Below are 25000 nucleotides of genomic sequence, written 5' to 3'. Positions count from 1 at the left end.
CTCTTTCTGCCAAACCCTTTCGTCGGCGGTAGGGAATTACGGGCAAAATAATTCACCCGAGTTAATCTGTTTTTAAACCGTGTTTTTCAAATAAAGAATATAAGGTAGGTCGTGTCACGCCTAATAAACTAGCAGTATTTGAGACATTGCCATCACTTAAGGCCAAAGCCTTATTAATCGCCAATTTCTCTGCTGCTTCTCGAACATGGCGTAGGTTTAAAGCCAGCTTCATCTCCTCTTCATCACCCACCGATAAGGCCAAATCCTCAGCAGTAATTTGCTTGTTATCAGCCATGATCACTGCTGATTTAATTTTATTTTGCAACTCACGAATATTGCCGGGCCAGCGATGATGACTGAGAGCGGCGATGGCATCGTCACTAAAATTATTAATGTTTCGCTGCATCTGCTTGTTGTAGTTTTGCAAGAAAGCGCGCGCCAGCAGAATCACATCTTCACCGCGTTCCCGCAAAGGTGGAATATTAATGGTTATTTCGCTGATCCGATAAAACAAATCTTCACGAAACTCTTTTTGTTCTACCATTTGCGATAAGTTTTGGTGAGTCGCGCAAACGATTTTCACATCCACAGGAATTTCTTTACGCCCACCAACACGCTCAACCACTTTCTCTTGCAAAAAACGTAATATTTTCGCTTGTAGTGGATAAGGCATATCACCAATCTCGTCAAGGAATAAGGTGCCACCATTGGCACATTCAATCTTCCCTTCAGTGGTTTTATGAGCTCCAGTAAAGGCACCTTTCTCAAAACCAAATAGCTCACTTTCCAACAAGTTTTCAGGGATCGAGGCACAGTTTATCGCAATAAAGGGCTTCTCTTTACGGGGGCTTTGCTGATGAATCGCCCTAGCCAAGACCTCTTTACCAGTGCCGCTCTCCCCTAATAGCAGCGTGGTGACTTCCGTTGGCGCAATCCGTTCCACCATCCGACACACTTTTTGCACTTGAGGGGAATTACCTAAGAAGCCATTACTATCCAGCGATGCGCCTCGCAAGGTTTCATTTTCAAGCTCAATGTTTGCCACCCACAGGGCTCGGGCAATAATCACCGACAGCGTGTCATCGTCAATCGGTTTATGATAAAAATCATGAGCCCCCATCGCGATTGCCTTTAAGGCATTGTCTTTATCTTCATTCCCTGTAATCACAATAACCTTAAGCTTAGGATTAAGCTCCAGCATTTCTTTCAAGGTTGCTAAACCTTCACTGGCATTGGCTTCATCCGGTGGTAAACCTAAATCTAACGTGACCACTTTAGGCTCATAGCGCCTAAGTGCGGTAATGGCCTGATGACGATCACCAGCTATCACCACTTGATAATCACTAAAGCTCCACTTCAATTGCTTCTGAATACCAGGGTCATCTTCTACGACTAATAGCGTTTCCATGTCATCTCATCCATTTACTTATTAGTAAGCCCGCAGACTTAGTTAAATCTTGTGAATCGGTAAAAATAGCTTAAATAAGCTACCTTCGCCCTGTTTACTTATCACTTGGATATGTCCACCCAACTCTTCGACGAAACGTTTGGCATCGTAAGCGCCCACCCCCATACCAGCATTTCCCTTAGTTGTATCAAAGGGTTTAAACAAGCGATTGTCAATAAAATCAACACTCATACCTACGCCTTTATCTTCAACTTCGACCAAACAAGTTTGCGCTTGCAAAGATGCGCGAAGCAAGACCTGACCACTCTCATCACTGGCATCTTGGGCGTTTTGAACCAAATGTGAGAGTACGTTAATGAAGCGTTCTTGATCTCCAACCAATTCAAAATCGGATCCAATTTGATAATCCAACTCCGGTGCTGGTAGGTTACTCACCTTAACCTTTAAAACTTGCTGCAATGCCCGAAGCAGATTAAATGGTGCAACCACAGTATCAATACGTTGTTTATTACTTAAATGCGCAACCACCTTTCTTAAGCGACTGGCAGCCGAATCGACCGTGTCAAAGGCATCGTCGATAAATTCAGGATTATGTTTATGCTTAATGGCATTTTTTGATAACAATTGCAGCTGCGCTAATACGTTCTTTAAATCATGTACCAGGTAGGCCGACATCCGGTTAAAGGTGTCGAATTGCTGACTTTCTGCCAACGCTAAGTTGGAACGATGAAGATTCAAATACACCGCTAACTGGCGGCTAATGGCACGCATTAAGTCGCGATCTTCCCAGTTTACACTATGGATCGAAGTGGGCGGAGATAACAAGATTGCCCCCTTAAATCCGGCAGCAGTACTGGTTGGAATAACATAGGCAAATTTAGTAATTTGCTGCAAATCCAGAGTCGAAACCTTAAATGGAACGACACTAGGATCAGCTTTTAATTCCGCAATATCAACGATCCATTGATGCTCGATAGCTGCCATACCAAGGTGTTCCAAACAAGCCATAATCTGTGAATCATCTTCTCTTAGATTATAACTAGCCTTGACTATAAATCGCCCATTTTCCACGATGGCTAAGCTAGCAAAATGACAATCGAAGGGCTGGTTAATCGCTTTAAGCGCAATCGCATAGGGCGAGATACCGTCATCTTCTAACACCGCAGCAAACTTCATCCATTCTTCACGATACTCATATTTATTGGCGAAGAAGTGCTTTGTGATCTGAACCTTAAGCTGCTTACGCAACTTTTCCGATAAAAATAAACTCACCAGTACCAGCACGCTTAAGGCAAAAAAACCATTCTGGGCAATACTTCCCCAGTCTCCTCCCTCATAACGGAGGTAATAGCCAACCAGCGCCATCATTAGCAGGTAAGCCCCTGCAACTAACAGTAGAGTGCTGTGATAAATCACATCTCGTGAGACATAAATTTTAGTCGACCAACGCTTGACCCGACGCGCACTTAGCAATACCAAAGGGGCGGCCAAAATTGCCACTAAGCCACGTAAGACCCAAAAATCAAAAGAAATACCTGAGGTGATTAACGCATTAGCATACAGTGAAAAATCGAAAGCAAACATGCTTCCCAAACCTAAACACATCGGTTTAATGGTTGGCCGAGCCGTGACATCGATACGTCGATACAACTGCTCAATTAGCCATAGACCCACCACTGCCTGTGACAATTGGCTAATCAGCCAAAACTGATTCAGTGGGACATGAAAAATAGCAGCCAACAACTGTAATAAGGCAATCACCAATAGACCAAGCAATACGCCTTTACGGCGCCAAGAACCTTGCAACAAATTACCAAAACTAAAGCGCGGCGCAATGGTTGCGTATAACAGCAACATCCATAGCCCGTTACGCAAGCTTTCCAAAGAATAAAAATAACCTAAGGCAAATGAAAAGCGCATTTGGGCGGCACCAAGAACGGCCCAAATAAAAGTAAAAAACACCGCTAAACTTAAAGCTTGCCGCTGAAAACCACTCTGCTTGGTCGTCAACAATAACAAGCTAAACAACAAATAAATTATTGCAGCTAAGCTATATCCGAATAGGCCTACAATTATACTCAATCTAAGTCATCCATCTTAGCCCTCAGGGCAGTTATACTGGGTGGTCATTTTAGGTTCGAGATGAAAACCTTTTAATCGCAGCGAACGCGATGTGGCATAATGGGGACAACTCATTCCGCAAAACAACGCGTCAAAAGCTTTAAGCCAAATATCTACTTAGCCATACCAGACTAAAGTGAATTGAATAATGGTTTACTCTCCATTGCGGCTTTGCAGGACTTACACATCAAGCTCTGCCATTACGAGCCCTCATACTCCCTACAACATCCTGTGAGCAAATCAACGCTCACATTGGCCTTCATTTCAACGCAAGATAGAGCCTCAAAGCAAGATTGGGCCGCTCGCCAATAGCGATCCTTCATTCACAGCTAAATAGCCGACGCGAGAAGCACCACTCCATAAAGGGAAAGTCAAATTAGCGACTTTCTCCTAACTCAACAATTTCTTTGCGTTTTTTCTCTATCATTTTGTCTAAGTAACGGATAATTTTAATCTTTCTCAGCACCACTTCTTCCAGATAACTAGACACATCTAATAGATTCGCTTTCATCTGTTGCTCACCAACGGCCATCACTGACACATCGGGAGAAGTTAAGCCATCGCTATATTGGCGACCTAGAACTTGATCAATATTCACACTTGCTTGCTGAGGTGGCGTGCCCTGAAGCGATCCAGACAATTCGCCGCCCATTTCTTCAATGACTGCAGCCACATCCTTGGAACCAATGGTATGCAAATCTTCCAAAAATGCGTATAAAAATAAGCGGTCGGCAAAAATATTGATCTTCCGAGGAATACCTTTGGTAAAGTCGGCAATCTGAACAAAAATATCGTCATCTAATTGTGGGTTTTGTTGCCAACCCACTTGTTTGAGTCGGTGTAAAATATATCCCTGAGTTTGTTCGGCATCAAAGGCCTGTAAATGGCAAGAAGCAATGATCCGTTGCCGAAACTGTTCCATTTCGGGTAATTCAATAATTGGTTTTAACTCTTCTTGCCCAAGCAAAAAACTCTGAAACAAGGGTTTATCATCTAATTGAAAATTAGACAGCATCCGCAACTCTTCAACGGTTTCTGCTGGTAAGTTCTGCGCTTCATCGACTACCAATAACGCGCGCTTCCCTTGCCGATGCAAGCTCAGTAGATACTGCTCAAAGCGTTTTAAAATTTCGGCTTTATTTAAGCTTTCGACTTCAATGGAGAACTGAGCCGCGACTAAGCGGACTAACTCATCTGGACTGAGTCGGGTTGTAGCAATCTGCGCAGCGACGATCGATTCATCAACCGAGGCCAGTAAACTACGAGCAATGGTGGTTTTACCGGTACCAATCGGGCCCGTCACCACAATGAAACCCTCGCCTTGTGATAGCCCATAACGCAGATAAGAGATCGCGCGGTCATGATGAGGGCTCGCAAAAAAGAATTTAGGATCAGGGCTTAGCTTAAAAGGTTTATCGCTTAAACCAAAAAAAGATTCATACATATTTAAAACTGCTTAGTAGCGTTAATTGAAACGCGATTTTCATTATAGTCACGGCCCTCAATACTAGAGCTACGACGAGTGAATTGATAACGATAAATTAGAGAAAAACCTTCGATCAGATCTTGAGTGAGCGACAAATTATAACGGCTATATTTATCGACTTGCTTACCTTTACTGATTCGCTCAAAGCGATAGTAATCATAATCAACTTTAAAAGCCGCTCGAAGCTGACGAGTTAACTTGTGATCTAAACCTAAGCCGACACCGTAAGTTTTATCCTGAATAAAATCAGTAAGCTCAGTCAAACTGGTTCGATCTTGGTGGCGAATTTCAAAATCGATGCCACTACGACGTAAGTCCAAAGCACTATTCCAGCGTAAAGTCTTATTTAATTTTTGCTCTGCAAGAATATCCCCTTCAACAAAAAACCGCCGGTCAAAACTAGTGGGTTCTTCTATGTAAGAAATATCGGTTTTAATCCGTCTGCGTTCATGCGAAAAGGTAAAGTTATAAGCATCACCATAAAACCGTTGGCCATACTCAAATAGCAACTTGGTTCTGCGATTTGGCTGAAGATTCAGCGCTGCGCCGATATAGTCATCATTCTTTTCTCGCTCTAAAGAAAAATTATAGCTCACTTCGAGATAGCTTAATTGAGTTCGAAAATAACGAAGCGCGGGTCCCCAACTTTCAGACTCCCCGACCGTAGATGAGGCATTCACACCTTCGAGGTAGCTTTCGGCATAATAACGTAGAAAAGGACTAAATCCCGAGCGTGGTGGAAGACCTAGTTCGATTTTATATTTCAGAGTTTCGGTTGCAGCAGAATTAGCGCGAGCCTCACGCTTCGAATAAGCGGATTCAACAAGCCAAGTAACGTTCTTTACTTTCTGTCCATTCTTAAATAACAAAGCTCCCTCTAAATCATTGTTATTACCGCGGTCATCTTCATAACGATTAAAAGTAGAAAACACCGCCGTGTTCAAATCAATCCATTTACGAGGGTTAGATTTATATCCTAATGAAAGCTCATGTGAACTGCCTTGTATTAAATCACCAGTCACGACATCAGTTATCGCATTGTCATTAACCTTAGCAGGCATTATATACATCTTTGAGACAAGACCGACCGTAACACCAGTATTGCGGATTTTCTTTTCAGCCATAAAAATAAGATCATGATACAGCTTATTCTTATCTGAATCGTCTGAATTGTAAATTTGCTCAGCTTGGTAGTCGAGCGTCAAACGACCATCATGACCAATAAATTCAGATTCGAGCCCCGCTGTAAATACACCGATTTGTCCTGATCGAGTCGCATCTTCAGTTAAACCAACATTGTCGGTATAAACCAGCTCAGCACTTAGCTTAGGAAGGAAGCTAAAATCTGCTGCCGACACCGACATCGATAAACCAACTATCAGCGCAACAACGATGCTAAGCGCTTTGTTCTTCCTCGTATCCATAGCCATATCCGTAGCCATAACCGTAAGTTCCTGTTTTACCGTGCACTGCTTTATTCAACACATAACCTATCGCCAATTCTTCACTAAATTGGGAAACAGCCGCCTTAATTGCGGCCAACTTCGTTTTGTCTTGTTCAACCACCACCACCGCCTGACCAATAAAATTAGACAGAACCACAGTTTCATTCACCCCAAGAATTGGTGGACTATCGAATAACACGACTCGGTCGGCATAACGACTATTTAACTCTTCAGTCAGAGCACGCATTTTATCACTTGCCAACAACTCGTTACTTAAGTGATGAGGCATTCCTGCCGGCATAATCCGTAAATTTGGGATATTGGTATGATAAATGACATCTGCAATATCATCCGTCTCACCGAGTAAATATTCCATAAGGCCCATATGTTGGCCAATCCCTAAGGTTTTACTCACGGTGGGTTTCAATACATCCGAGTCAATCAGTAGTACTGTTTTATCTTTTTCCAAGGCTAAACTAAGTGCCAAATTAATCGAAGTAAATGTCTTCCCTTCGCCAGGGTTGGCACTGGTGACCATTATCAGATTACTTTTATTACGCGGTATCAAACTTGGATCAAATGCATTTTTCAATAACTTACGCTTAACGCCTCGATATTCATCACTAAGCATTCGAGTCTCTCGAGAACGAACATCGGATAACATCCCTAAGTTTCTTAATACACTTGAGTCAATTTGCAATACAGCCTTTTCGCGAGGCCTTGCATTGGGTTCTTGATTCGGCGGATTCACATCCGCGACAGAGTCTGGAGCTGCAGCATTATTCGACTGCTGATTTTGTTGGGCTTGTTTGGCCAACTTACCCATCGCTTTTTCTATGGTACTCATAAGATCCCAATGCCTCCCAAGATAGAAATAAGCTTATTGTGTAAGCCCGGAAGTAAATTAATGACCATAAACCCAACAAAACAACACAATAACAATATATTTGAAAATACAAATATACGCATTTTTTGCCTTTCGACTTTAATCAAACCAGAGCTGTCGGTGGCAGACACAACCCCGAGCACCGGAAAGCCGGTTTGCTGATATAGCTGCTGAATACTCGATACCACTGGATTAATCTGACTAAATGCCAGAGACAAACCAACACCGGCACCCAAAGCTAAAATCAGCACTCCAATAATAAGCAGTGGCCGCTTCGGTCCAGAAGGCTCTAATGGCACCCTTGGAGCGTCAATCACCCTAAACTTAATATCGTCGGTGGTCTTACCCGCGCTCTCAGAAATCTGAGCACTTTCTCGGCGAGACAACAAGTCTTCATATTTCGACTTAGTAATCTCATAATTTCGATTCAAACCGGTGAGTTTAGCTTCCACATCAGGGACCTGGCGTAACTGGTCTTGTAGATCAGAAACATTGTCTTTATAGCGTTGTTCACGAACATTCAGCGAAGCCACTTCATTTTCCAACTGGCTCACGGTAATTTTCAGATCCTGATAAATCACCGAGTCGGAGGCAATCGCGGCAGGCGTCTGCGCAACGGTTAAAGCACTATCTTTCTGTTTCTGCAAGCCTGCAATTTGTCGCTTAACCTCGATAACATCTGGATGGTTGTCCGTATAACGCAGCAACATATCATCAAGTCGGGTTTGCATTGAGACAATTCGGTCATCGAACTCAGTTCTGACCTTAGCGGTTTGTTGAGATGCTAAACGTTCTTCACTAGCTAATTGAGCCCGAGCCGATGTTAACTTTGTCTCTGCTTCGCTTAACTGTAAACGAGTTTCTTCAAGCTTCTTTTTTACCCCTTCAAGATTACTGTAATAAGTCGATTCTTTACCGGGCAAAAAAGCTGTGTACTCTTGCTTAAAAGCCGCGAGCCGTTTCTCTGCTTCAATCAGGCGCGTCTCATACTCTTCAATTTGCTGATTAATAAAAGAATTCGCCGTATCTGTATCCTGACGTTTTTCACCTAAAGTATTTTCAACAAATACATCAAGGGCAGCTTGCACTACATCACGCACATACTGTGGGGAGTCAGCTTCAAAACTAATGGTGTACAGGTTTTCTCGTTTTGTCTTATCAATGATTATTTTTTCTTTTAAATCATCGAGTAGCTCTTCATATTCAAGCTTATTGTTCACTCTTAAATCTGCGTCACTCGCGCGAACAATTTTTTCCAAATTACTTCTGCTCAACAGAGTTTTAACCATCATTTGCAATTCTTGAGCAGGGTCTGTTTGCAAGGCTAAGCCTTTCAGCAGTGGCTGTAACAAAGAGCGAGTATCCGCATATACTCTTGCTTCGGCCGTATACTGATTTGGCAACAAGGTCACAACAATCCAGCCAATAGGGCAAAGCAACCAAAGTGCAATAATAATATAACGTCGCTTCAGCCATACCCCTCTCAGGTACTGCAAAAAGTCCTCAATAAATTCCTGCATCTAAACCGCTACTCCGCCTAAAACCATGCTTCTGGGATAATAATAATGTCACCAGGCAAAATATCGACATTGGCGTCTATTTCTCCATCTTGAATCAATTTACCAACCGAAATACCGTAAGATCGTTGCTCTCCACTGACCACTCGAACCAAGCGAGCATTATCACCGTCAGCGAATTCAGTTAAACCGCCCACTTGGATCATCACATCCAGTAAGGTCATGTCTTCTCGATAATTGACCGCTTGTGGAGCAGAGGCTTCGCCGATTACCCGAACTTGTTCACTGAACGGACCGACAAAACCTTCTACGGTCACGGTCACAATTGGATCACGGATATACTCAGCCAGTTCAGATTCGACTAAACGGGCCATCTCAGTTGTGGTTTTACCTGATACCTCAAGGTCTTCGACCAGCGGCGCTGACACTTTGCCGTCTGGGCGAACAAAAAAGGTTCCAGATATCTCGGGGTTGCGCCAAACAAAAATGTTCAGTTCGTCGCCCGGACCGATCAAATATTTATATTCCGCGGGATTTTGAGTAAGAGAGGGTTTTACAGAAGCCTCTTGTAAATTAGGTAAAGAGCTTGAGCATGCAGATAGGTAAAAACCAACCACAATAAACGCAAGCGACTTGATAACGACTTTATTAAGTTTTTTCATAGCACTGTCCATTACGCTGAGTGTCCATCAAATAACATTGATTGAATAAATCCTTTTTCCCATGATAGTGCGCGAGCGCTCATCTTGTAAATCTATTGAGTTAAATAGTTTTGATATATCGATATTTATCGTGGTATTAAAACAACTGTAACGCTAAAGTAACATACTCATGAGTAACTATCTGAATTGCTATACAGGGGATTTTTGTAGCTCTACGAGCTAATCTCGGTATACTTGTTCGTCTAAAATTAATATCAATTAATTGGTTTCAAGGAAGAAGCGTGGCTGGTTCGAAGTTTCACAATCTAGATCCTGGTAGTAGAGTCATTATTATTGCCGAATTTTTAGTGCTCATCGTCATATTTGTGTTGGGCGTTGAATTATTGCGTTTTAGCGGGTTTGAGAATATCCCTCCATACGGGGAAGGCACTCTGCTGATGCATTTGCTGGCATTCACTTTCCCGATTCAACTATCGATCCTCTCGGTTGGCTTATACAACCAAAAAATACGCGAGACTTTTCGTGGCGTGATTCGCCGTTTGTTGGTGAGTATTGCTCTCGGCTATTTTATTTCCTCGGTTATTTACGTTGTAAGCCCATTAGAAGTATTACCCGGTAACTTTAGAGAGTTGCTGTATGCAGCAGTGATGATGGCACTAACGGTGGTTCGTTACTTTGCGCTTAAAATGCAATATGAACACATGGGGCGGAAGCGCATCTTGGTGCTAGGTGCCGGAGAGCGAGCCAGCATCATAGAAAAGCGAATGCGCCGCAAATCAGACCGAGTAAGCTTCGAAATGGCTGGATTTGTCCGCATGCCTGGTGACTCAGAAGATGGTATCAAGCGAGAAACAATTCTTGAGCTAGACCGCCCACTGGAGTCTTTTGTGCTGGCGAACGGCGTTGAAGAAATTGTTATTGCTGCCGACGAACGACGTGCCAATCTGCCTGTAGACAGCCTCTTCTTGTGTAAACTGCGTGGCGTAGAAATTACCGATATCATCGACTTTATTGAGCGAGAATCAGGACAAATTGCGGTGAACCTGATTTACCCATCTTGGGTGATATACAGTAATGGCTTTCACTCGACCAACTACTTACGTAGCTCTTTAGACTGGATTTGCAATACCTTCCTTGGGCTTATTGTATTGAGTCTAACCTGGCCTTTAATGCTAATTACAGTGGTAATGATAAAATTGGAAGAAGGCTTTAGAGCCCCAGTCTTATACTCACAAGAGCGGATTGGGCTCAACGGGAAGCCATTTAGTATCTATAAGTTTCGTAGTATGCGAACTGATGCCGAGAAAGATGGTGCAAAGTGGGCTGAAAAAGAAGATCCCCGAGTCACCCGAGTGGGTAACTTCATCCGAAAATATCGAGTTGATGAATTACCACAAATCTACAATGTACTTGTTGGTGACATGGGTTTTGTTGGGCCACGACCTGAGCGGCCGGCCTTTGTAAAGGAATTGGTATTATCGATCCCTTATTACAACCAACGACACAATGTTAAACCCGGGCTGACTGGTTGGGCACAACTTAAATACCCTTATGGTAGTACTGAAGCCGATGCCTTAGAGAAGTTAAAATTCGATCTATATTACATTAAGCATCGCAGCTTTCTTTTAGACCTTTTGATTTTGGTCAGAACTGCAGAGATCATTTTATTTGGTAAAGGCCGTTAATCCGGTGGCATCGCACCAAAACTCGCCAGAACATTCGAAAGGTGTAGTCGAGAGTATTGTTGTATTAGCACTTACGGTAATAGTCAGCCTCTTGTTCTGGCCTGTGATACTCGATATTTGGCGTTATAGTTTCGATGATGGAACATACTCACACGCATTTTTGATCCCCTTTGTCGCGCTTTATGTTCTATATGATATTCGAGAACAGTTGCAATTTCGCAGCAAGCCCAATGGCTTCACCCTAATCTTAGTATTTTTGTTAATGGTGGAGCTCTGTTTATATCTTGGACAAATTAGCCTGCCAGTTCGAGCCTTGCTTCCCTTGGTTTTACTAAGTGCGCTATTAAGCATTTTTGTCAGCCATAAAGGCCTCTATTTATACGCTTTAGTATTTTTATTTATTACGCCCATATGGGGACTTCTCTCCCCCCCTTGCAGCAGCTATCCACCACTGCAGTCGAAACCATCATGGCATTTACTGGTATACCGAGCTACTTTGAAGGCAACATTGTCTCCATTCCTTCGGGTCAATTTGAGATAGCGAACGGGTGTAGTGGGCTTCGATATTTTATTACCTCCTTGTTTTTATGCCTACTATTTGTCTATTTTAATCTGCGTTCAGCCCGCCGGATATTGCTGTTTTTCATCATTACAATGGCCGGTGCGCTATTGGTTAACTGGATCCGAATTATCACAATCATTTTTATCGGCCATTTAACCAACATGCAAAGTTCGATTGTTGGCGATCACAATAATTTAGGCTGGTATGTGTATGCCCCTTATTTACTGATGATTTTCTATGTTGGAAATTCTCTCGCCAAGAAAGAAGCTAATACCACCGAACACCACCGATTAAGCAGCAAAAAAAATATTGCCTTAAAGCCAATATTCGCAAGTCTGTTCGCCTTAATTTTACTCTCCCCACTGAGTTTAGATTTACCAGTTTTTGATGCAGAAACGCTCAATTCAAGCAATCGAGTGAGAGCATCTGATACCCACGGTCCATTGCAGATCTCAAGGTATAGCGAGCTGCGCTATCAGCTCATTGAACAAAACGATCATCAGCTATCGTTGTGGTATTTTACATTTAGCGGCTATGGCCTAGATAATAAGGCCAGTTACTTTAACAACAGCATCATTCCGGACGGAATGAGAATAGAAACTAAAAAACGAGATGCACAAACCCATAGCATCTACTTTTTAGCCAAAAACAATCAGCCAGCGGTGTTAGTTTATGCATACTTAAGCGCCAGAGGCCTAACCAGCAGCCTTAAGCAACAAAAACAAAATCACCTACTTGCTGCGTTATCAGGCCATAGAGAATCGGCTATCTTGGTCGGATCGAGTTTATGCAACGCGACAGATTGCCGCGACACTCTCGGAACACTGCAACAAATGCTCAGCCAACAAGCAAGCACTCAATACAGAGACTGATATTTTGCAGCCACGGCAGCAATTGAAAACTGATGCTCAACGGTCGTATAGGCTTGTCTACCGACCGTAGAGAGGCAACCTGGAGAGTGAATAACCTGAGCTAATGCCTGTTGCAACTGTCGCGCATTACCGACATCAATTAGCCAACCATTCTGCTGGTCAACAATCACGGATGGTATTGCACCTACACGAGTGGATATCGCCGGGATCCCTCGCGCCATGGCTTCAATTAACACCATTGGCAGCCCTTCAGTATTTGAACTAATCACCAACAGGTCAATGTGACGGTAAATTTCATCCTGCTCTAACACTATGCCGTGAAAGTTAACCGTAACACCTTGGTCTCGAGCCAGTGTTTTTAAGTCTTCTAAACTTGGGCCATCCCCAAAAATATGTAATTCGATAGGACTTGAGTCCGTTTGATTGATAATCGCCACACTCTCAATCAGTAACTCAAAATTTTTCAGCGGGATCAAGCGCCCCACCGCACCAACTTTCAAGGGTAACTCTGGTCCAGTAGGTGCGTGCTTGCAGGTTGCTGCAAGTTGAACCCCATTTTCGATGATCCCAACCCGCCCTGTATTCACCGCAAAACGGCGATATAAAGACCTCCTAGCCGATTCAGAAACGGCAACCACATGTTTTATAAACAAACAAGCGAATAAGATAGCGGGTTTAAATAGGCGTAGCTTAGGACTCGTTTCACCATGCACGATAAAAATCGTTTTCTTAAAATAGAGCATTGGGAAAAGTGGTGCCAGCGCTCTCACAATAGGCGTCGAATGGATGTTAATCGCATCGGCCGCCAGCAATAATTTGAGTGACTGAGTGAATCGAGCAATCAGCCCTCCCCCCACCAATTGCACAGCAATACCATGTGTTTGTAGGAGCGTGTAGTAGGTGTCAGATTTAGCCCCAAAAGACACCACCGTCACTTGGTGTCCGAGCCTCTTCTGCTCAATTGACAGATTCACAACTAAACGCTCAGCACCTCCCATATTGAGGCTACTCACCACATGGACAATTTTCATTTTATACATCTTCTGTTACTGGCTTGACTGGTTAAACAGCTCAATTAGGAATCACCGCCCCTACATAGGTGGTCGATACACGTTTATTTTGATAGAAGTCCACCGCTAAACTTTCGGCCTTTGAAGTAAACTGAAAATCAGCACCCTGCGGCATATAATTTGGATAACTTAGAGTCACTTCAATAAGTTGTGTATCCGCCTCACAAGCACACCACTTCATCCACTCACTTAAATTCGATGAGCGCTGTTTCGCATGAGGTCGCATATCGGTAAAACTAGCAGGCCCAAAGGCCGAGAAATAGCGATTATTATTCGCCTTCGGCCACCCTTGTAAGGACGACAAGCCACCTAATGTGTCATCTTCAAGATAACGAACCTCCAATACGGTGCCATCACGTCGCAAGGATGAAAAAATATTGTTATAGACCGAAATATCCTTGCTAGGTGGACGTTTGGCATCTAACTCTCGGTCTTGAAAACTCAAGCCAAAATAGATCGGTGCATGGTAACGTATTGCAGAATTAAGCACCGTATTATGAGCCACCACAACTTGTTCCGCTGAATAAGCCCCAATCCCCGCACCCTGACTTCCATCAACAATATTATTAATAATACGAACCCGTCTGGCCTCATACATATTAGGATTATCAGTCATATTAAAAAACTGTGGACTGGTATCAAAACCAGCCAAAATGCCCGCTAAGCCAACGTTTCGAATCAAATTTCGCTGAATCAATACCTCATGCGAACCACCTTTTACATAAATACCAGAGGTGGCAATCCCCTTAATCAGATTATCCTGGATCCATAATTCACTGGCATTCACCGCATCAATTGCTTCGGCGTTGCTATTATCTCTTTGGCCAGAACGATAAAATTGATTCCGTTCTATCAACACTTGCCAAACATAAGGATTTATTTTGAGTAGATCTCGGCCACTACCATGGAGCAGATTTTGCGATAACAAGACCTGAGAAACTCCCGAATGAGGTCCTCCTTTCCATTTAGTATGTAAAGACACCGCATAGTAGTAACCACCGCTGATATCTAGACCAATAACTCTCGTACCTTTCGCAGTAAAATCGATACGGATCGCTTGCTGTATTTTTTTTTCGTTAAAAGGAACTTCAATTTTTGCCTGATGTAAGACACTCGATCGCAGGGTAATATTTGGTTTACGGATCCGCACTTGCTCGTGATAAACCCCCGGCTCCAACCAAATTTCATCGCCCGGTCGCGCAACTTTCAAGGCGGCAGCGATTCGATGAAAAGGCTGATCATGGCTCCCGGTTTCCGCAGATTCTGGTGCATTAATATCCACGTACCAAATCTGCCCCGCAGCAATATCGGTAGTTGCCCAAGCCGGGGCCCCTTCCCCCATAGATGCATTTTGCCAAGGCCATAGTGGTGCGGCTTGGGCCTTAAAAAAACCGGCCAATATGACGATCATTGGAACCAATAGACTTCGTTTCATTCGCATCCCCTAGCTGGTAGTCTTGACTCAGGTATTGGACGATAGCGCCATAATTTGCGCCTTCAAGGCCGCTTCATCTTTATTGCCATCCACGGAAATTCTATCAATATTAAAACGATTACTCTCACTTAAGAAATAATTAGCCTCACCATAAAATGAAAAGGCCGCTTTATAGTGAACATTTCGAGCCAAGGTTTCGGAAACACCATTAAAACTACCACTATTTCCCACCGGATAAGCCACTAAGTTTACGTCGTGAGCAGTGGCCGCAGCTATACGCTGTTTTGATACCGCCAATTGGCGCATTTGTTGCTCGTCGCTAAGGTGAGCCAAAATAGGATGGTCGATGGTATGTGAGCCAATACTCATTCCCGCATCAGACATTTCTTTCAACTGTTGCCAATTCGCGAACAGAGTCACTTCAGGGATGTCTTTCACCCCACATAACTGACGCAGCTGCGCCAATTTATCACTCATAGGCAACTGTTTATCTTCTTTAAAGGCTTTGAGCACCTTACGGATATTAAGTTTTAAGTCTGCGTTGGATAAATCCACCTTCTTGCGCCAATGTTCAAGCTTGATACTCGATAGTTTAGTATGCCGAATCAACCAAGCTATCTCATCCCACCAAGCAATCGACTTTCCTTCAGCAAAGTCTGTAACCACAAAAAATACTGCCGACAGCTGATGCTTTTTTAATATCGGAAACGCACATTGATAGGCGTCGATATAACCATCATCAAAAGTAATCAAGGCGTAAGCACGGTCCAGAGGTTGGTCATCTTCCAGTAAAGCCAATAGATTCGCCTCCGAAATCAAGGTGAAATTGGCTTTTAAAAACACCAACTGCTGCTCAAATACTTCGGCGGTACAGCTATATATGTTCGGATCGAAGTCGGTGCCAGCAGCATCACCAATACGATGATAGTTAAACACATATAAGCCATTTTGAGGAGTCTTCCAGCGCCGTCGTCGACAGTTAAAAAATCTAACTATAGACTGTTTACACAATGCCCTAAGCAAGGCTATCACCGCTGCTTGCTAAGGTCTTATAATTTGGCGCTGCAACTAAGAAATCACGATACTGATGAGGATCGCCAGTTTTACCCGCTTCCGCCGCTTTGGCAATATTATACATTTCGCGGGCCGACACATAATGCAAGACATAGTTATGGCCATCATTATATTCTTGCTCTAGGTAATCACACATCTCATCAAAAGGCTGACCAAGTAAAGTTGGCATATCGGCTTCTTGCGTACCGTGAGTATGTATTTTAATAAAGCGCCATTCCGGCCGTCCCTGAACATGAATATTCGACTTCACCCATAAATCGACTCGATCCTTGGTCGGTTTCATGCTCGTCCGAATATCTGAATTTTCAATTTGCGGAAAAATACCTTTTTTACGCACTTTCCAATTTAAATCCAAGGGGCCATTGATCAACATCAAATCGCCCCACATCTTGCCACCCACTTTCACCATTTGGCCTTTATTATGCGATTTAGCAGCATGCGGATCATCCTTAGCATAATAAATAGAATTTACCGTCGCAGGTTGCGTAGCACTCGGTGCCGAAGGAAAGGTATAGTCAACAAAACAACCGGTTTCTTTAAGGACGATTAATTCATCATCAACACCACATAAAATGCCATCGGGATGAGAATTATCCAAACACCAATTCCCATGAATAAAGGCATACTGAAGCTTTCCGCTCGCTTCACTACGCATAAATGCGCCATGCTGTTGATGCAATAATTCGGTAAATCCTTCCAGTGTTTTACGCAAATTGTCACTGGTATCATCATGGTGATGTAAATGAACTTCAATCTCACCAAAACCCCGAGCGCATAAGTCAGCTATTTTGGCTAAGTGTTCAAAACGGTATTCTTCTTCTGGATAGAAAAATGAATGTTTTGGATGACATCCGTCTGCATCCTGATGTTTACCCGCCACTTTTGGGTAATCATGAAACCAGCGGTCAACTCTGGCTCGCTCTTGTTCTAAACTGATATTTTTGCCCCATTGCGGCTCATAATGATCAACAAAGCAAAATAAAATATGAGTTGGCCCTTCAAAGTGAGCCTTAGGCTTCAATTTAAGCTTTAGGTAATGCGCTAACCACAGATGCATTTGCTTCTTACGAATGATCAACAAGACCGCCGCTACAGCAAGTAAAATGAATAACAAAATTAAAGAGATAATCACCGTGACGTCCTTTGCCAAGTTCCTTGCACATTTTTAAATAAGAAAGCATAAAAGCCTTTCAATAAAGCTGTATTCATCGCCACAAAAAAGGTCAAAAAAGCAATGCTCCCGGGCAGCTTTTTGCCTTGTTTACTGCGGCTATTTCCCCATGCCGCGACGGTATAGACGAACAGTTGCAACACTAGCAGCAACAGATAAAGTGGCTGACCAATGAGCAGTAAGTTACTCACCAAAGCAATTAACATAAAGTGCGGCGTAAACCAACGCAGTACTTTATGGCTAAAATAAGTAAAACACCGAGCCCCTCGTAAGGGATTTAAAGCCCATAAGCAACGATTAAAAGCTTGATAATTACCGGTACCAATCCGAATTCGGCGATTTTCTTCTTCCTTTAAAGAAGGCGCAACCTCTTCATAAGCCACCGCATTGGGCTCGTAAATCACCTGCTTACCAGCCTTAGAGACATTCATGACAATCATGAAGTCGTCAACAATAGTGTTCGCTGGTAAAACTTGATAGAAGCGTTTAGCCATCGCATAAATCGCCCCATTGGCTCCCAGTAAACCACCTAAACGAGATTCATGAAACTTCAGCATTTGCTCATAACGCCAATAAATCCCATCTTTGTTATCCGCAGACTCCGAATCCACTAAATGAAGTTCTCCGCATACCGCGCCGACCTCTTGCCGATCAAAATGCCTCACCAAGTTTTCAATCGCATCAACTGCAAAATCAGTATTGGCATCAGACATCACCAAAATTTCATCTTCAGATTGATCAACCAGGTCATTCAGTACATTTATTTTACCGCGGTTTTGTTCAAAGATATGCGCTTGAAAATGTTCGGCTTCAACGGCTCTTAAAATAGAGTTGGTCTGATCGGTACTACCGTCTGAACCAATATGAATCGTCAGTTTATCTTGGGGATAACTGAGCTTTAACAGATTGTCGATCCGCTGAGCGAGGCACTGCTCTTCGTTGTAAGCGGCGATAATAATCGATACCGAAGGCCATTGTTTCGGTTCGTAAGAGCGTCGCTCATGACGTCGCCAAAGATAGCGCGTGTCTCGAACAGCTTGCTTTATGCCGCTAAAAAGCAACAATAACAAGGGATACAACGTATAACCATAGACGATCAACGCGACTGCTAACCAAAATACCAGTTCCATTTATTCTACAGCCTCATTTTCGGCTTTATGGTAAACCTTCGCAGGGATCCCCAACATAGTCGCTCCCCGAGGAGCACTTTTTGTAAGGACCGCATTGGCGCCGACTTTCACCAGATCTTCAAGCTCTAAATCACCCACAATTTTAGCGCCCGCACCCACAAAAATATCATTCCCCAAGCGCGGTGACTTGCCCTTTTCATCCCCAATCACAACGCCACTTTCCAAAGTGATATTTGCACCGCCACTCACCTTAGAATTAATCACGATACCAACCGGATGCATGATCACAAAGCCAGGGCCAAACTCTGCACCACTACCAATCACACAGCCATTGAGAAACTTATTCAACCATTGAAAAAAATAAGCAAGCAAGGCTAATTGGTGAGTCGCACACCAGCGCATGGTTCGGTAAATAATATTGGCGCTAGAACCATCCGCCATCACAATGCGCAACATACTGGTTGGTGCCCCATCATCGGCAAATATTTGTTGCTTACGTCGAAAGTCTGCTTTTAAAAATTCCATCATTTCACCAAAGTCAGTAGTTGTTCAGCGTTATGCCGCCATTGTCTTTCACGCTCGATATATTGCCGCGCATTGCGCCCCACCAGGGCCTGCTCTTCGGCCTTCAGGGACAAATCTAACACCCGTTCAACACAGGCTTGACGCTGATTAGCTGGAAATAACCAACTGGTTTCACCATCGGCAACCACTTCGGCGATTGGCGTAAAGTCTGGCGCAACCATCCCTTTGCCCATGGCCATAAACTCAAATAATTTCATCGGTGAACCATAATCATTTGAATCGGGCAAAATACCATAGTCCATCGCCGACAAATAAACTGGAACCTGATCATGGGCCACTCTCCCCGGCAATATAATTTGTTGCTCCGCCCCCGCGCTGGCAATCCGCTGCTTTATCGACTCATAACAAGCGCCATCTCCAACCAGTAATAAGACGATATCAGGGTAATCTTTTAATCGTTCCGCGATCATATCAACAAACCAGTCGATACCATGCCAATGGACAAATGCGCCGACGTAACCAACGACCACCTTATCTTCAATATGTAGTTGTTGGCGTAATTGTTGTGCCGCTTGCTCATCAATGACAAATTGGTCTAAATCAGCCGCATTAGGAGAGACAACCGAAGGAGCAATATTAGGATAAGTATCAACCGCGACCTGCTGAAAACGACTGGAAATAAACACCAAACCAGTCGCATGGCTAAATATCCATTGCTCCACCCGCTTCGCCAAACTTTGAAAGAATAAATGGCGAACCCGATGCACTAAGCAGGAATCGTTAATTTCCAAAATAATCGGCAGATGGTGACGCTTCGCCCACCAAACACTCGCAAACATAAATAAGGAATAACGTTCATAGATCAGTTCAACCTTTTGTTGTTTAACGGTCTTACGTAAACGCCACCAAGCAATAACATTAAACCCCAGCTCAAATAGCTCGAATACAAACTCAGGGGTATATTTAGTCAATTCGGTGATGCGGGTAAATAATCCGCGTTTCGGGGCGGCAGGTTGTTCCGTCGCAGAAGGCTCTGGCTCGTTGTTGGTGGGTAATTCCTCTTCGGGGTCGGCCCCAGGCAGAGAGAGGATCTTCACTTGATGACCAAGCTCACGTAAACCTTTGACCACACCCCGAATATGCACCCCTTCAGCGCCTCTTCCTCGCGTTCGGTGATGAAATAAAATGTTCATTTTTATGAAGCTCTCCCTAGCTTGCAGCAACGGATAAGTCCTTGCTGAGAATACGCTGACATTAGCAAAATTAGTCAGAAAATGTTATTAATTACAGAGAATTATTCGGTCTGTCCCCTACACCATATTTTTTGCGTAAAGGCCAAACAAGCTTAGTCCTCCGCTTGGCTAAGCATGCTCAACAGCTGCTGCTGGTTTCGTTGCCAAGTAAAAGGTGCAGCACAAGCTTTTATCGCCTCTTTATCCCAACTTTGCTCCAATATCGTCTGTAAGCCTTTCGCTACAGCCTCAGTATTACGAGGCTCGACTAAACAACCGCATAAAGCAGGGTTAAATATTTCTGGGATCCCACCCACTTTAGTCGCCAACACCGGAGTACCGGAAGCCATCGCCTCAAGCACCACATTTGGCACCCCTTCGGCATAACTGGGTAAGGCCAATAATTTAGCATGACCTAACCACTGGGGGAGTTCCTCATGCGCAACCGCCCCCAAAAAAACCACCCGTTGAGTTAAACCCGCCTCTGCAGTCATTTGTTGCAATTTTGCCAGCATCCCCCCACTGCCAGCATAAACTAATTTAAGCTCAGCAAATTGCTCAGCTATCGCCGTAAAGGCCTGCAATAATTCCACCACGCCCTTATCATGCTTTAAATTACCAATATACAATAAGTAATCATCGGCCATTTTTGCTGGCAAGCACTGGTCAAACAACTGATGGTTGACGCCGTTATAAATGACTTTCACCTTTTGTTCTTCAATCCCCAAGCTCACCAGTTTTTTTGCCAAATCTTGGGATACGGATAAGATCGATATCGCTTTATCGGCCGCGGCCTTGATCTGTTTTGCTCGGCCCGGATAAGACCCTAGCTGGTTAATGTCAGAACCATGAACTTTAAAGAAAAAGGGGAGCGAAAATAACCGCGCAAGCCAACTACAAGCAACCGCATCAGGAAATGCCCAGCATGCCATGAGCTGCTGAGGTTTAAATTTGAATAACCATAAGCCACTGTGTATCAGCAGTGACAAAAACATAGTCACGCTATAAAAGCGACGGCCAATTTTAGGTGTATAAAAATATGGGCAATAGCGCAACTCGGTGCTTTGTTTAATCTGTCGACGATTTCGCCACCAATCGGTAAATGCAACCGGAACCAAGATCGCCAACTGGTAATCTTGCTGCAGTAAAGCAAACTGCTGATAGTTAAACTTGCCCCGGTTCGGTTCCCAAGGCAGTGGATACAAATTCGTTACCATAACCAATTTCGGCTTATCTATCGTCACTTCGTTCATCCATCTTTGATTGACCCAAAATCCATTTTTTATATCCACGCTCAATGAATAAAATCGGTTGCTCGCTAGTTAGCAATACCCGCTTTTTACCCACTGTTGTTAAAATAGCATAAATAACCAAAAATTCGATGAACAAACAGTAACATCGACCGCCTCATGAGTCACTCGTAGCAGGGTTAGTTTCCTCTTTAGGAATCAATCGATAACGAACATTGCACTCACGCGCTCTTCAAAGATCAGCGGATGCGAAAGTAAAGTACTTGCATCCTTTTTCGAACCTAGATATTGTCCGGTGACAGTAAGCAGATTGACCATTATTTGAGTTCAGGAGAACAAATCAACGAAGATGCCATCGGTTAGACGCAGGGCCTGTTCGTAATATCCTAAGCACCTAGTAAACCAATGCGTTTAAGCAGTAGAAACGGACAAAGGAAAGTCGAATCGATGACGGCCGCATCAAAGCACACGAATTTAAAAAGCCAAGTTCTCACTTCATTAAAATGGGTTGTCGCAGGAAAAATAGCGACCCAAACCTTAAGATGGGTGATGACCTTCTGGGTGATTCGATTATTATCCCCCGAAGATTACGGCCTAGTGGCCATGGCCGATGTTTTATCCGGTTTTTTTGTGTTAATCCTAGGTTCGCTCTTTAGTTCCTCCTTAATTCAACATCAAGCACTCAACACCAATATCCTTAAACAGATGTTTGGTGCGATTATTGTTGTGCATCTCAGCATTTTTAGTCTGCAATATTTATTGGCAGGCCCCGTCAGCCATTATTACCAGTCGCCTGAAGTCGCAGCCATTTTAAAAGTAAATGCATGGTGTGTGCTGATCATGGCTTTTGAAATTATTCCAGCGGCACTGCTCGCCAAAGAGATGGATTTTAAAAGAGTTTCGATTATCGAAGGCATAGCCAACGCGGCTGCTGCAGTGACCACATTAATTTTGGCCTACTTAGGCTATGGCTTCTGGGCACTTATCTATGGGCAGGTCTTGTTCTATCTACTGAAGGCCAGCATGGTCATGGCTATTCGCCCGATAACTTATTGGCCTAGCTTCAGCTATTCTGAAATCAGCGGGATGCTCAAATTTGGTGGCGGACTGAGCTTACTCACCATCATGTTTTATATATTCTCACATATAGATATCGTGATCGCTGGCCGTGTGATGACGCCAGTAGAAGTCGGTTTATATGCCATCTGCTTACAAATCGCGATGATGCCGCAAAAGAAAATAATGCCTATCCTACGTCAAGTCGCCTTTCCCGCCTTCGCCAAAATTCAGGACCAACCTAAAATGATCGCCAGCTATGTGATTAAATCACAAAAGCTGTGTTTACTGATTACTTTACCTATTTTTTGGGGCTTAGCTGCCACCGTCGAACAACTCATCCCACTGGTATTGGGGGAGAAATGGTTAGATGCCGTCACGCCTGCAACACTGATTTTGCTGGTGATGCCACTCAGGTTTAGTGAAGAACTATTTAATCCTGCGCTAAAAAGCCTTAAAAAGGTGAGACACATGCTCATTAATGCGACCATATTACTGACCGTATTAGTGCCCAGCATTTATGTCGGCTCCCACCATGGGGCACATGGTCTGGCAATGGCTTGGTTATGCGCCTTCCCGGTTGCCTATTTAATCGTCGTATTACATAACAGCCGAGGGATCAATATACCTTTACTGGACTTGTTTAAACACATTGCAGTCCCCGCTTTCGCAGGTGCACTAATGATGCTGAGTATTTATTACAGCAAACCACTACTCGCAGATTTTAGTGCGATTGTTATCTTGCTCTTCAGCATTCTGATCGGTGCTAGCGTCTACCTAACAGGGCTACTGATCATTGACCGTAAAGTATTCCAAGAAGCCAAGCAGTTACTGAAACGAGCATAAGCCTAGCCAAAATATGCACTCTCTATTGCGTGGTAAATTAAGTGGCTTAATATGACTTCGGTTGATAGAGCCCCATCGAAACCAAATGGCGTTTGGTAAAAATCTTAAGTCGATGCAGGAACAGCAATGGGAAACGTCGCATGTAAAGTAGCAAAGCCGCGAAATAATGCGTCTTTTCAATGCGGAAATGATGTTGCTTGGTCCAATCAAGGATCTCTTTTAACAGCGGGTCGTCACTAATCAGCATGTCGCGAATAAACCCTGCCCGATGTTGTTGATAACGCTCGAGGTTAAAACAGTGCTGATAAAGCTCCAACTTACCTAACATATCCAACGTAAATAAGGTTCTTAAACATTTTTCACACTGTGAACAATTTTCAGCATTATCGGCCACCACACATACGTCTAATACCTTGTAAGAGGCCGGTAACTCTGCGACTCTTTTGGTTTTTTCAACACGCGTATATTCGCTGCCAACCGAATGGCAAATTAAGGACTCTGTAGATAACAAGGGTAAGCTATAGGTATCGCTATAAGCCATGTCATAACTTGGACCAACAAATAAATCAGCGTAAACATAAGCTGATGAGTACAAAAAATGCCCAATATGTTCCTGTAATAACAGCGCTACCGATGCGTTGCGAATTGTATGGGTTAGCTGAAAATTTAAGCCCTTTCCATAAAACTCATTTAAATTAGAATTAATCATAATAAAGGGTAGCGCTAATTCATCTGCAGTTTTCTTTAATCGATCATAGCGCGCATGAAATAGCTGTTCTTTATCCGCTCCATGTCCATGAGAGCCTACGTTGTTATATAAGAGGTGAGTAATTTTAAGAGCATCGGGCGTCTGCTCTGAATAATAGTCCCTCAAGCTACAGAATGAATCAACACCTGCAGAAAACCCTGTGGCGACGCCCTTTGCCTGGCTGGAACGATCACAACAGCTATCAGCGGATATATATATCTGATGCAGATAAGGGATCACCTGCCGTACCAAGGTTTGATAAGCACCATTGAGGTGAAACAGTAATTGAGCAGAAACCCTGCCACGCACATGAATATTTTCATTGGCCAACATAGCCGGAAGCAATAAAGCCAGCATGGCGGCATCGCCACTCTCACTCGGCCACAAAGCTCCAGGCAAGTTTAGCTCAAACCACAGACTGTGCGATTGCTGCTTAAGGTCGAAATCAACTTGATAAACCACCACATCTTGGCATTGCTTTATCGTAATTGGACCGATGTCCATTGTTATCTTCCTTGATAAACATGAAAGCCCATAATGTCCTTAGGCTAGTCGATCTTCACAATAAATAGTAGTTACAGTTCGACATGCGATAAAAAAATAACGACTTATTGAAAACGATATCAACGAATCAGCCCCCACAACCTGCTCACAAAATGGTCAAAAAGCTTCCAACAGCAATAAAAAATGACCTCAAAATAAAAAAACACGACTTTGATCTTCTTTTTTAAAACCGCTTTTTAATATTATTTGAACAGCGTTTCTGATACCTCAATTATAAATATAGAAACGGTGACGGGCTTTTTGCTCCAGCCACAA

The 25000-nt window shown here is 43.5% G+C and carries 18 protein-coding genes and 1 pseudogene; 3 read left to right on the top strand and 16 right to left on the bottom strand.

From position 1 onward, the window contains the following. Window positions 1–61: 61 nt before the first annotated feature. From prsR to ACRRSX_RS03470, 7 genes are all read right to left on the bottom strand, one after another. Window positions 62–1408 (bottom strand): PEP-CTERM-box response regulator transcription factor, encoded by a 1347-nt coding sequence (gene prsR / locus ACRRSX_RS03500; protein ID WP_432454605.1) that lies wholly within the window; start codon window positions 1406–1408, stop codon window positions 62–64. Window positions 1409–1450: 42 nt separating this feature from the next. Beyond that, window positions 1451–3490 (bottom strand): XrtA/PEP-CTERM system histidine kinase PrsK, encoded by a 2040-nt coding sequence (prsK, locus tag ACRRSX_RS03495; protein ID WP_432454606.1) that lies wholly within the window; start codon window positions 3488–3490, stop codon window positions 1451–1453. Window positions 3491–3905: 415 nt separating this feature from the next. Continuing rightward, entirely contained in the window at window positions 3906–4973 is a 1068-nt protein-coding gene (locus ACRRSX_RS03490; RefSeq protein WP_432454607.1) for an XrtA/PEP-CTERM system-associated ATPase, read from the bottom strand. A 2-nt stretch (window positions 4974–4975) separates the two neighbouring features. Further along, window positions 4976–6439 carry an outer membrane beta-barrel protein gene (locus ACRRSX_RS03485; protein WP_432454608.1) on the bottom strand — a complete coding sequence of 488 codons (1464 nt, stop codon included), beginning with the start codon at window positions 6437–6439 and terminating at the stop codon, window positions 4976–4978. Beyond that, window positions 6411–7307 carry an XrtA-associated tyrosine autokinase gene (locus ACRRSX_RS03480; protein ID WP_432454609.1) on the bottom strand — a complete coding sequence of 299 codons (897 nt, stop codon included), beginning with the start codon at window positions 7305–7307 and terminating at the stop codon, window positions 6411–6413. The genes ACRRSX_RS03485 and ACRRSX_RS03480 overlap by 29 nt, the downstream gene beginning before the upstream one ends. Further along, window positions 7304–8866 carry an XrtA system polysaccharide chain length determinant gene (locus ACRRSX_RS03475; protein WP_432454610.1) on the bottom strand — a complete coding sequence of 521 codons (1563 nt, stop codon included), beginning with the start codon at window positions 8864–8866 and terminating at the stop codon, window positions 7304–7306. The genes ACRRSX_RS03480 and ACRRSX_RS03475 overlap by 4 nt, the downstream gene beginning before the upstream one ends. A gap of 17 nt (window positions 8867–8883) precedes the next feature. Then, on the bottom strand, window positions 8884–9525 hold the full coding sequence (locus ACRRSX_RS03470) for an XrtA/PEP-CTERM system exopolysaccharide export protein (RefSeq protein ID WP_432454611.1): 642 nt from the start codon (window positions 9523–9525) through the stop codon (window positions 8884–8886). Between the two features lie 281 nt (window positions 9526–9806). Here ACRRSX_RS03470 and ACRRSX_RS03465 point away from each other — a divergent pair, with 281 nt between their 5' ends. Next, window positions 9807–11210 carry a TIGR03013 family XrtA/PEP-CTERM system glycosyltransferase gene (locus ACRRSX_RS03465; protein ID WP_432454612.1) on the top strand — a complete coding sequence of 468 codons (1404 nt, stop codon included), beginning with the start codon at window positions 9807–9809 and terminating at the stop codon, window positions 11208–11210. Between the two features lie 4 nt (window positions 11211–11214). Next, a pseudogene (gene xrt / locus ACRRSX_RS03460) lies at window positions 11215–12644 on the top strand (exosortase). Here xrt and ACRRSX_RS03455 read toward each other — a convergent pair. The 8 genes from ACRRSX_RS03455 to ACRRSX_RS03420 form a co-directional block, all read right to left on the bottom strand. Next, entirely contained in the window at window positions 12629–13675 is a 1047-nt protein-coding gene (locus ACRRSX_RS03455) for a glycosyltransferase family 4 protein (RefSeq protein ID WP_432454614.1), read from the bottom strand. The pseudogene xrt and the gene ACRRSX_RS03455 overlap by 16 nt on opposite strands. Before the next feature lie 40 nt (window positions 13676–13715). Beyond that, window positions 13716–15149 (bottom strand): right-handed parallel beta-helix repeat-containing protein, encoded by a 1434-nt coding sequence (locus ACRRSX_RS03450; RefSeq protein WP_432454615.1) that lies wholly within the window; start codon window positions 15147–15149, stop codon window positions 13716–13718. Window positions 15150–15176: 27 nt separating this feature from the next. After that, window positions 15177–16085, bottom strand: a complete 909-nt coding sequence (locus ACRRSX_RS03445; RefSeq protein WP_432454616.1) for a polysaccharide deacetylase family protein — start codon at window positions 16083–16085, stop codon at window positions 15177–15179. Window positions 16086–16164: 79 nt separating this feature from the next. Continuing rightward, window positions 16165–17355, bottom strand: coding sequence for a hypothetical protein (locus ACRRSX_RS03440; RefSeq protein WP_432454617.1), 1191 nt, complete (start codon window positions 17353–17355; stop codon window positions 16165–16167). Continuing rightward, entirely contained in the window at window positions 17352–18524 is a 1173-nt protein-coding gene (locus tag ACRRSX_RS03435) for a glycosyltransferase family 2 protein (protein WP_432454618.1), read from the bottom strand. Before ACRRSX_RS03435 ends, ACRRSX_RS03440 begins: the two co-directional genes overlap by 4 nt. Then, window positions 18525–19052 carry a serine O-acetyltransferase gene (locus ACRRSX_RS03430; protein WP_432454619.1) on the bottom strand — a complete coding sequence of 176 codons (528 nt, stop codon included), beginning with the start codon at window positions 19050–19052 and terminating at the stop codon, window positions 18525–18527. It abuts the gene before it with no gap. Then, window positions 19049–20242 (bottom strand): glycosyltransferase family 4 protein, encoded by a 1194-nt coding sequence (locus tag ACRRSX_RS03425; RefSeq protein ID WP_432454620.1) that lies wholly within the window; start codon window positions 20240–20242, stop codon window positions 19049–19051. The genes ACRRSX_RS03430 and ACRRSX_RS03425 overlap by 4 nt, the downstream gene beginning before the upstream one ends. A gap of 152 nt (window positions 20243–20394) precedes the next feature. Next, the gene (locus ACRRSX_RS03420; RefSeq protein WP_432454621.1) at window positions 20395–21534 is read right to left on the bottom strand and encodes a glycosyltransferase; all 1140 of its coding nucleotides are present in this window, start codon (window positions 21532–21534) and stop codon (window positions 20395–20397) included. A gap of 444 nt (window positions 21535–21978) precedes the next feature. Here ACRRSX_RS03420 and ACRRSX_RS03415 point away from each other — a divergent pair, with 444 nt between their 5' ends. Beyond that, entirely contained in the window at window positions 21979–23433 is a 1455-nt protein-coding gene (locus ACRRSX_RS03415; protein ID WP_432454622.1) for a lipopolysaccharide biosynthesis protein, read from the top strand. A gap of 46 nt (window positions 23434–23479) precedes the next feature. Here the strand turns inward: ACRRSX_RS03415 and ACRRSX_RS03410 are convergent, their stop codons facing one another. After that, a complete protein-coding gene (locus ACRRSX_RS03410) occupies window positions 23480–24685 on the bottom strand; it encodes a hypothetical protein (RefSeq protein ID WP_432454623.1) in 1206 nt (401 codons plus the stop codon). Window positions 24686–25000 lie beyond the last annotated feature (315 nt).

The sequence above is a fragment of the Agarivorans sp. QJM3NY_30 genome (assembly GCF_050870855.2).
GTDB lineage: Bacteria > Pseudomonadota > Gammaproteobacteria > Enterobacterales > Celerinatantimonadaceae > Agarivorans.
This window is presented reverse-complemented; position numbering and strand designations above follow the sequence as displayed.

Bases quoted from the DNA above. Each gene is read 5' to 3' on its own strand.
- ACRRSX_RS03420 (WP_432454621.1), bottom strand. From the start codon at position 21,534: ATGAACGAAGTGACGATAGATAAGCCGAAATTGGTTATGGTAACGAAT.
- ACRRSX_RS03485 (WP_432454608.1), bottom strand. From the start codon at position 6,439: ATGGATACGAGGAAGAACAAAGCGCTTAGCATCGTTGTTGCGCTGATA.
- ACRRSX_RS03430 (WP_432454619.1), bottom strand. From the start codon at position 19,052: ATGATGGAATTTTTAAAAGCAGACTTTCGACGTAAGCAACAAATATTT.
- ACRRSX_RS03490 (WP_432454607.1), bottom strand. From the start codon at position 4,973: ATGTATGAATCTTTTTTTGGTTTAAGCGATAAACCTTTTAAGCTAAGC.
- prsR (WP_432454605.1), bottom strand. From the start codon at position 1,408: ATGGAAACGCTATTAGTCGTAGAAGATGACCCTGGTATTCAGAAGCAA.
- ACRRSX_RS03415 (WP_432454622.1), top strand. From the start codon at position 21,979: ATGACGGCCGCATCAAAGCACACGAATTTAAAAAGCCAAGTTCTCACT.
- ACRRSX_RS03480 (WP_432454609.1), bottom strand. From the start codon at position 7,307: ATGAGTACCATAGAAAAAGCGATGGGTAAGTTGGCCAAACAAGCCCAA.
- ACRRSX_RS03470 (WP_432454611.1), bottom strand. From the start codon at position 9,525: ATGAAAAAACTTAATAAAGTCGTTATCAAGTCGCTTGCGTTTATTGTG.
- ACRRSX_RS03410 (WP_432454623.1), bottom strand. From the start codon at position 24,685: ATGGACATCGGTCCAATTACGATAAAGCAATGCCAAGATGTGGTGGTT.
- ACRRSX_RS03425 (WP_432454620.1), bottom strand. From the start codon at position 20,242: ATGAACATTTTATTTCATCACCGAACGCGAGGAAGAGGCGCTGAAGGG.
- ACRRSX_RS03435 (WP_432454618.1), bottom strand. From the start codon at position 18,524: ATGGAACTGGTATTTTGGTTAGCAGTCGCGTTGATCGTCTATGGTTAT.
- ACRRSX_RS03455 (WP_432454614.1), bottom strand. From the start codon at position 13,675: ATGAAAATTGTCCATGTGGTGAGTAGCCTCAATATGGGAGGTGCTGAG.
- ACRRSX_RS03450 (WP_432454615.1), bottom strand. From the start codon at position 15,149: ATGAAACGAAGTCTATTGGTTCCAATGATCGTCATATTGGCCGGTTTT.
- ACRRSX_RS03475 (WP_432454610.1), bottom strand. From the start codon at position 8,866: ATGCAGGAATTTATTGAGGACTTTTTGCAGTACCTGAGAGGGGTATGG.